11 protein-coding genes are annotated in these 7783 nt (G+C 31.9%); 5 read left to right on the top strand and 6 right to left on the bottom strand.

The window, feature by feature from the left end; genetic code table 11:
• From ACOMCU_RS27660 to ACOMCU_RS27650, 3 genes are all read left to right on the top strand, one after another.
• The coding region (locus tag ACOMCU_RS27660) for a hypothetical protein (protein WP_421052246.1) at positions 1-255 on the top strand (255 nt) is incomplete at its 5' end.
• A complete protein-coding gene (locus ACOMCU_RS27655; RefSeq protein WP_421052245.1) occupies positions 240-437 on the top strand; it encodes a hypothetical protein in 198 nt (65 codons plus the stop codon). The genes ACOMCU_RS27660 and ACOMCU_RS27655, both read left to right, overlap by 16 nt.
• 307 nt (positions 438-744) lie before the next feature.
• The gene (locus ACOMCU_RS27650) at positions 745-1215 is read left to right on the top strand and encodes a hypothetical protein (protein WP_421052244.1); all 471 of its coding nucleotides are present in this window, start codon (positions 745-747) and stop codon (positions 1213-1215) included.
• On the opposite strand, the gene ACOMCU_RS27645 is transcribed toward ACOMCU_RS27650, so the two are convergent.
• The 3 genes from ACOMCU_RS27645 to ACOMCU_RS27635 all read right to left on the bottom strand — a co-directional run bounded on the left by ACOMCU_RS27645 (position 1178) and on the right by ACOMCU_RS27635 (position 3900).
• Positions 1178-2821: a hypothetical protein gene (locus ACOMCU_RS27645; protein WP_421052243.1), complete on the bottom strand. Its 1644-nt coding sequence runs from the start codon at positions 2819-2821 to the stop codon at positions 1178-1180. The genes ACOMCU_RS27650 and ACOMCU_RS27645 overlap by 38 nt on opposite strands.
• 83 nt (positions 2822-2904) lie before the next feature.
• Positions 2905-3372, bottom strand: coding sequence for a hypothetical protein (locus tag ACOMCU_RS27640; protein ID WP_421052242.1), 468 nt, complete (start codon positions 3370-3372; stop codon positions 2905-2907).
• 12 nt (positions 3373-3384) lie between these two features.
• Complete coding sequence (locus tag ACOMCU_RS27635) at positions 3385-3900, bottom strand: hypothetical protein (RefSeq protein WP_421052241.1); 516 nt, start codon at positions 3898-3900, stop codon at positions 3385-3387.
• A gap of 187 nt (positions 3901-4087) precedes the next feature.
• Here ACOMCU_RS27635 and ACOMCU_RS27630 point away from each other — a divergent pair, with 187 nt between their 5' ends.
• Entirely contained in the window at positions 4088-4630 is a 543-nt protein-coding gene (locus tag ACOMCU_RS27630) for a hypothetical protein (protein WP_421052240.1), read from the top strand.
• A gap of 196 nt (positions 4631-4826) precedes the next feature.
• Here the strand turns inward: ACOMCU_RS27630 and ACOMCU_RS27625 are convergent, their stop codons facing one another.
• The 3 genes from ACOMCU_RS27625 to ACOMCU_RS27615 form a co-directional block, all read right to left on the bottom strand.
• The gene (locus ACOMCU_RS27625; RefSeq protein WP_421052239.1) at positions 4827-5363 is read right to left on the bottom strand and encodes a metal-dependent hydrolase; all 537 of its coding nucleotides are present in this window, start codon (positions 5361-5363) and stop codon (positions 4827-4829) included.
• A gap of 217 nt (positions 5364-5580) precedes the next feature.
• Positions 5581-6273 (bottom strand): helix-turn-helix transcriptional regulator, encoded by a 693-nt coding sequence (locus tag ACOMCU_RS27620; protein ID WP_421052238.1) that lies wholly within the window; start codon positions 6271-6273, stop codon positions 5581-5583.
• 132 nt (positions 6274-6405) lie between these two features.
• Positions 6406-7086, bottom strand: a complete 681-nt coding sequence (locus ACOMCU_RS27615; protein ID WP_421052237.1) for a dTMP kinase — start codon at positions 7084-7086, stop codon at positions 6406-6408.
• A gap of 123 nt (positions 7087-7209) precedes the next feature.
• Here ACOMCU_RS27615 and ACOMCU_RS27610 point away from each other — a divergent pair, with 123 nt between their 5' ends.
• On the top strand, positions 7210-7602 hold the full coding sequence (locus ACOMCU_RS27610) for a hypothetical protein (protein ID WP_421052236.1): 393 nt from the start codon (positions 7210-7212) through the stop codon (positions 7600-7602).
• Positions 7603-7783: the final 181 nt, after the last annotated feature.

Genomic DNA, 7783 nt, shown 5'->3' with positions numbered 1-7783 from the left:
TTACGTGCAAAACAATATGGTTTTGTAGTACCAAAATTACGTGCAAAACAATATAGCTTTGCAGTACCAAAATTACGTGCAAAACAATATGGTTTTGTAGTACCAAAATTACGTGCAAAACAATATGGTTTTGTAGTACCAAAATTGCGTGCAAAACAACGTGGTTTTCTAGTATCAAAATTACGTGCAAAACAACGTGGTTTTCTAGTATCAAAATTACGTGCAAAACAAGAAGAGTTGTGCTGGTTTCATTAGTATCCTTTTCTACTGTATATGTAGTTACAACGCTAGAAGCTGCTGCCCTACTTACCTTGTGTAAACAATATGGTTTTGTAGTACCAAAATTACGTGCAAAACAATATAGCTTTGCAGCACCAAAATTACGTGCAAAACAATGTAGTTTTCTAGTATCAAAATTACGTGCAAAAACAATATAGCTTTGCAGCACCAAAATTACGTGCAAAACAATGTAGTTTTCTAGTATCAAAATTACGTGCAAAAACAATATAGCTTTGTAGTACCAAAATTACGTGCAAAACAATATAGCTCTAGTATCAAAATTACGTGCAAAAACAATATAGCTTTGTAGTACCAAAATTACGTGCAAAACAATATAGCTTTAGTATCAAAATTACGTGCAAAAACAATATAGCTTTGTAGTACCAAAATTACGTGCAAAACAATATAGCTTTGCAGTACCAAAATTACATGCAAAACAATGTAGTTTTCTAGTATCAAAATTACGTGCAAAAACAATATAGCTTTGTAGTACCAAAATTACGTGCAAAACAATATAGCTTTGCAGTATCAAAATTACATGCAAAACAATATAGCTTTGCAGTACCAAAATTACGTGCAAAACAATATAGCTTTGCAGTACCAAAATTACGTGCAAAACAAGAAGAGCTGTGCAGGTTTAATAGTATCCCTTTCTATTGCGTATGTAGTTATAATAATAGAAGCTGCTGCCCCACTTACATTGTGAAAACAATGTGGTTTTGTAGTACCAAAATTACGTGCAAAATAAGAAGAGCTGTGCTGGTTTCATTAGTATCCTTTTCTACTGCATATGCAGTTACAACGCTAGAAGCTGCTGCCCCACTTACTTTGTGTAAACAATATGGTTTTGTAGTACCAAAATTACGTGCAAAAAAAAACGAGGCTAGAGAAGCCTCATTTAATTTGATGTATTTATTTTTTCCAATACACCCCTAAGTTCGACAGGTGCTATTTCATTGTTGTTGAATTCTTCATATTCTCTATCAGATACAGGTAAATATTTTATTAGAAATGAGTTGCTTGTTACATCGAAATCATAATCTTGTATGATTAAATTATTATCTTTAAGCGTTTCTAAAGCATTTTTGACTATATGAATATAGCGGAATTTTGGATATTTTAATACGTGAATAGCTCTAAAAAAGCTAAGTGATAGACTTTCATCGTATGTGTCAGAAAATGTTATGTTTTGTACATTCAAAACCTTGGCAGCATGATGTGTTAAACGTCTTAACTGAAGTGGAAATGAGTAAGACAATTCTGCTCCTTTTAATTTTTTAGCATAATCACCATATAAGCTTACAGTTTTTTTACTTGCTAATTCATCATATATGAATGGGCTCATATATATATTTAAACTTTCTAAATTGCCTTCGACATCAGTGTTTTTTGTAACAGCAGTAATGATTCTGAAATAGGTTTCTGATTTAGGTAAATTGCCAACCGCTAATTGATTTAGGCGGTCATGTCTGTAACCTAAAGCAATATTAGTTAGCCTATTAAGCGAATTAAATATTGATGAGAGGTGTTTAGCTTTAGTGTATTTGGAATCAGGGTAGTATTTTTCTCGCAATTCTTCAATTGGAACTATAATTGGACCTGAATTTATTTTATTTTCAATAAAATTTTTAGTATTAAAAGAATTGACTGTTGTAAGCAATTGTAAATCATCAGGGCGTAGACCATATTCTAAAATACTAGATTTCTGATTCGTATCAATATCTGATATTTCTTGTCTAGTAGTGATATATGTCTCAGGATAGAAAAAATTATTTAGTTTGTTTACAGAAATATATCCATCGGTCTTAATTGATCCTGTTGGATTATTATTTTCAAGTACATCAACATTAACAATGCTCGGAGATAATTCTATTGTTGCTCGATCCGAGGAAGTTTGATTATTTTGAACAATACTTAAAGGTAATGTTATCGTAGTTTCCTCATCATTTATTCTTTCAATTTCTAAAGTAGCTTTATCTATAAAATCACTTCTAATAAGGTTGATTAAAATGAATTCAAGATCTTTTTTAACATATTTATCTTGAGTTTTTTTAGAAAATTTGTCGAAAAAGATGTAATTTACAAAAAGTTCACTTTTATCAGATTCCCATCTTTCAATTTCAACTATTTTCTTTTTGATTTCATTTTGAACAAATTCATCAAATTTTTTGGGAAGCACTCGCTTTGTTCGAATGATTGTATCTTTAGTATTATACATTTCAATATATTCTTCAATTAGTTCAATATTCTTTAGTCTGTTCAAATTAATTGAATTAGAATCTTTAATATATGAGAAATATCTTGTAATGCTGTTTGTTTTAATTGACTTCTTTTGACGTTGATAAGATGAATTTACACTGAATGCGTATGTAGAGCTTTTATTTATCTCGTTAATATGCACTTCAAGTAATTTTTCAACATGATTGATTAAATTTTGAGTGTTGTATCTTTTCTCTAATTCATGCGAAAGTATAGGCATATTATTTTCAATTGATTCAATTACTTTTTTTGCAATTTTTTGATCAAGAGTAGTTGTAGACAAATCAGTAACCTCCTGTTCGTTTAAATATTTCCGATTAATTATATCATCGTTTTAAAAAAAAAGACACCTGATGGATTTAGGTGTCAATAGTTTGGATAGTGGTCTAAAGCCTCTAACGCTCGATTGTAAAGCCTTATGCAGTGATCTGAAGCTTGATCAAACGCTTCGACATGTGCGTAGATTCTATCAATAAGTTTTTCAATTAATGCAACTTTGTTAAACTCGTCTAAGCAAGCTTGTTCATAAAATCTTGAAGGATTGTTCAGATCCTCTTTTGCACGCATCCAGTCATGATTTAATAAGTGATGCTCTTTCATGAAAATGAGGATTGATACATGCTCCGAAAAATAATTACTCCAAAATAGGCACGCCTTACTAACTTCAAATATGGAAAGAAAGTCGTAATCTTGTAATTGATAAAAATCATAGAGCGTGTCTGAATAACCTTCAAATTTTATTGGAAATTGAGCTGGCTCTAAGAAAGAATTTACATGTGCAATTAATTGATTAAAATCGTCAATTTGATTAATTAACTCTTCGACATTCTTCATCCTATGTTCCTCTTAACGTTGTGGCATATGCATGTTTGAAAATCTATTTTTGGCAGCAGCAGTCGATTTGCAATGGAAATGAGCACGCTCCAAAAATTTCACTTTGGCTTTTAGTTCTTCATGAAAAGCTTGTAGTGTATTTTTTCGTCTACGAATAGCTACAACTTCTTGATGTTGGTTAGCCAATCGATAACCATTAGCCACTACTTTTTCATCACATTGCGTAGAAATTGCAGCAGTGCGTTCAATACGGTCTGTATCTGCGTCAAGGTATAGCTTTTGAATTAAATTCGCTGTGTCTGCAAAATATTCGCTCCATGCGTTTAAATCTCTTGCCAACTGCCATGCCTTTTCATAATTCGTTTCATTCAGCTGTCGGTATTCGGCAATTGTTTCTTTATAGCCTTTGAAATTTAGCTGGATGCCATTCACCTTTAAAATGTCATTTGTCCATAATACGAGTAATTCAAAATAATTAATAGGTTGGTTGTTTTGAGTATTAGTCGTATGATTCGGTGGTAGAGCCATGAATGATTCCCCCTTATTTCTTGTTGGTAGATTTATTATACACCAGCAAATATATTTATACAACGTCAATTATAATTTACTATACTTTCCTGTTGCGTAGTTTAGGTAAGGTCATTGTCTATAAATTCTTGGTTGGAAGGATATAATAGTAATATCAAAACTTTGAAAGGGGGAGATAGATATAATAATGCGAAGTTACTTTGTTAGTCTTTTTCAGTATGGTAAAGAAACAGCTCATTATTTTATGATTGCTACTCCATTAATTCTTACATGGGTATTAATTGAATCAAGTTTATTGATAAGTGATGGCGTGCTTGTAAGTTTATCCTGGTATGAATGGCTGATTTTGATTTATTTGATGAAAGAAGTGTCTTATTGGATGTTTGTAAAAGAACACCAAATTTTAAGTGAAATAGTTTTAAAAACAGTGGGTCCTGGTAGAGTAGATCGTATTCAGCACATTTTTGGCAATGTTCGAAATATGATTTTTCTTGTAAGAGGATTAAGCAAGATATGTAGTTGGTTGTTTATGTTTATATTACTTGCTACGTATTTTAGAGTAATCGGTGAAACTGTAAGTCTTTATAGCATCGCAATTATGGGAATCGTTTTTTACTTCTCTATGGAATTGCGTACTTTATTAAAGGCTGCATATCTTGAATACACGATAGAAAAGATTAAAGAGGTAAGGAAAAGTAAAACAGATAAGATGGTAAATAAAAAGAGATAATGAGTTGTTTTAATTAACAACTTTCGTTATCTCTTTTTGCGTTTCACGTGAAACATTATATTGATGTAGCGTTGGAAACAACATTGAAATAGTATATTCCCATAAACCTAATATGAAGAATTTCTCCATTACGCCACTGTTGTAAAGTTTCCTATGTTAATGTCTTTTCATACAATAGGAAATATGTGGAGCTTTATTATATTAATTTAAGGTTGGAAGCAACAATAAAAAAAGTATATCCCCATAAACCTAATGTGAAGAATTTTTCCATTACGCCCCCTGTTGTAAAGTTCCCTATGCTAATGTCTTTCCATACAAAAGGAAATAATATAGGTACTCCACGTTTCGTCAAAGCATCTAATAAAATATGGCTGCATGTGCCTAAGAAAAATGAAGCTAGGAATATGAGGATGTATTGATAATGAAAATCTGAGACATAACTTTTTACAAATACCCCTGCTAATCCACACAATAAAAATAGAACGAGAGGCGAATGCAATGGACCACGATGCCCTACTGTATATCGAAGCAGGAATGAGGTGATCCTTAGTTTTCGTCCTATATAAGAATTTGGATGGTCAATATCAGGAAACATTCCTCCCCAAAATGCACCGAACATGATAATTGCTGTTGCTAATCCATCATGTAGAGAAAAATTATCTAAAGAAAATGTAGTAAAGCAAATTGTTACACCTGTCGCAATTCCTGCTGCCATATGAGCTGGTTTTTCCAATGTAATCCCTCCTTTATATTTAATTTTATATCTTATAATGTCAGAAGTTTATAAATTCCTATTGTGGCAATAATGATTAAGCTATAAGCAATCATGTAATGAAGAAAGAGTGTATTTTTTTCCTCCTCCTTCATTACAGATAACTTTTCGTTTGAAATAAATACGGAATCGAATAAGTTTTTAATGAAATTATCAGCAGTTTTTAATATAGATTTCATTATTTTCTCTTCTTCTTATCCAGGCGTAGTTGGAGCATTTGTTTCGGATCATAAAGTCGCCCAACTTGCTTGTATAATAACTCATAATCTGTGTCAAATTCTTCACGTAATTGTTTAGCAGCAATAGATAAACGTTCATTATTGCTTAAATGAGGATTAGTTGCTTTCAATTCTTCCATTAATGCCGCTTTTTGAGATTGAATATATGATTTTTGACGATTAATATATTCCTCTCTTGATAGCAATTCGTTGGTTTGTACATTCCAGTATTCTGCGTTATTTTTAGCTAAGGCTTCGTCACGTAATTCTTTATTTAAAATTACTAAGTCTTTTGTTTGTAAGTAGATATACGAGTTGCTGCTACCAATTATTTTTTCAACCCATAAGCTTTCTCCACCTAAGCTAAAGATGTCCTCAACGCTTTTTCCTAAAACAAAGGCAAGGCGTAAAGCAAATTCTACAGAAGGTATTGTTGTGCCTAACATAGCCCTATTGATGCTTTGACGAGTTTGCCCGATTAATGCGGCAATATCTGCCCCGGTTAGCTGATACTCTTCTAAAAGTTCTTCGATGCGATGTTCTACACGATCTTCTTTGTGATCCTCGACTAATACGTAGCCTCGCTCTTTTAGGGTATCAACGCTGTCCAACTTCTCCCCGATAATAATATTATCTAATTCATAAATACTCATGATGTAATCATCTCCTTGAAAGTTATTTAGCAAACATTTCAATTGCTAGTGTTTTTTATTTGATAGAGAGAATTGTATCAGTGAGATGTAAATGTGTCAATTATTTTTGACGATTATAAAAAGAATTGGTCGTTATTTATCGATAAAATCGACTACCATCTTTAATATGTCGTTATGAATGGCATCGATAGTCTTTAGATTGCCATCTTCAACACATTGTACAACATTCCAATTAAATTCTTTAGCTAATCCTAGCCCTCGTTTATAACATTTTTTCATATAATCAGCGTTTTCTTCGTGTATGTCCGTAGTGCCTTGATTTTTATTCGGGCGATTTTTACGCATCATTTCAGATGTATTAGGATCGACATCTAAATACAGCACTAAATCACACATAGGTAAGCCTCCGTAAGTGTGTTCTAAATCAATATTCCATTTCCCGAAAGCTATGGCTTCTTCAAGCGTTTTAAACTTTGTACCTTGATAGATCATGTTGGAAGTCGAGTATCTATCAAGAATGATAATTCCGCCATTTTCATAGAAGCTCTTCCAATCTTCTAAATAGCTGCTAAACCTGTCTACAGCATAAAATGTTGAAATTGTATATGGATTTAATACAGCGGCATCTTTTCCGTAGTCACCATTCAGATATTTTTTTACTAAAATGCTCGATGGCTGGTCATAGCAAGGAAAGGAGATATGTCGAACATTGTAATTCATTTGTTTTAAAGCTTGAGTAAGCAATGTTGCTTGTGCTTCTTTTCCTGCACCATCAGTTCCTGAATCGAAACCAATAATTTTTCCTTTGGTCATTAAATCACTCCTTTAATTGTTTTATATATTCTATGTATATAACTTAAATTCGATAATTAAAAAGGGAATAAGATGGTTTGTATATCCGTAAAGTAATAGTAAAAAGATAAGGAAGGTGATGAAATGAATATTTTAGTAAGAGCATATGATGTCTATAAAATTAAAGCATTTATGTTTATGATAGCTATGATAGCTGGAGTTAATTATTTCTTTAATTCAGCATGGGCTGCTCAACCATCTAATATGCATTCAGGAATTAATGAAGAAGGAGTATCAGCGGCTTTTGATCGTTTTTTTTCTGATTGGAAAATGTTTTTAGCGTTTTTAAGTGGGCTTGCTACGCTTACATGTGTTTTGGCATTTATTGTTTTAATGGTGAAACTTGCAGGTGCTAGCGATAACATTATCGAAAGACCAAAAATATTGCGTGAAATTCTAGTTGTATTGATTGTTGCTGCACTAACAGGCTCAGCGACATTAGTTTTTGCATTATTAACAACAGGTGTATTATCTTAAAACAAAGAGGGACTACGAATTGTTTTCGTAGTTTTTTTTATTGATATAAACAAGTTTAAAACAAATATATTTTAAAAATATTTTTAAAAAAACAAGGTTTTAACTTTGATTAAGAGTAACTAGTTTGCCATTGTAGAAAGAGACTACGAGTATTGTTTTCATTAAAGTAAACAAACATATT

The sequence above is a fragment of the Lysinibacillus sp. UGB7 genome (assembly GCF_049058285.1).
GTDB classification, from domain to species: Bacteria; Bacillota; Bacilli; order Bacillales_A; family Planococcaceae; genus Lysinibacillus; species Lysinibacillus sphaericus_B.
The sequence above is the reverse complement of the archived record's forward strand: the minus strand, read 5'-3'. Positions and strand labels throughout refer to the sequence as shown.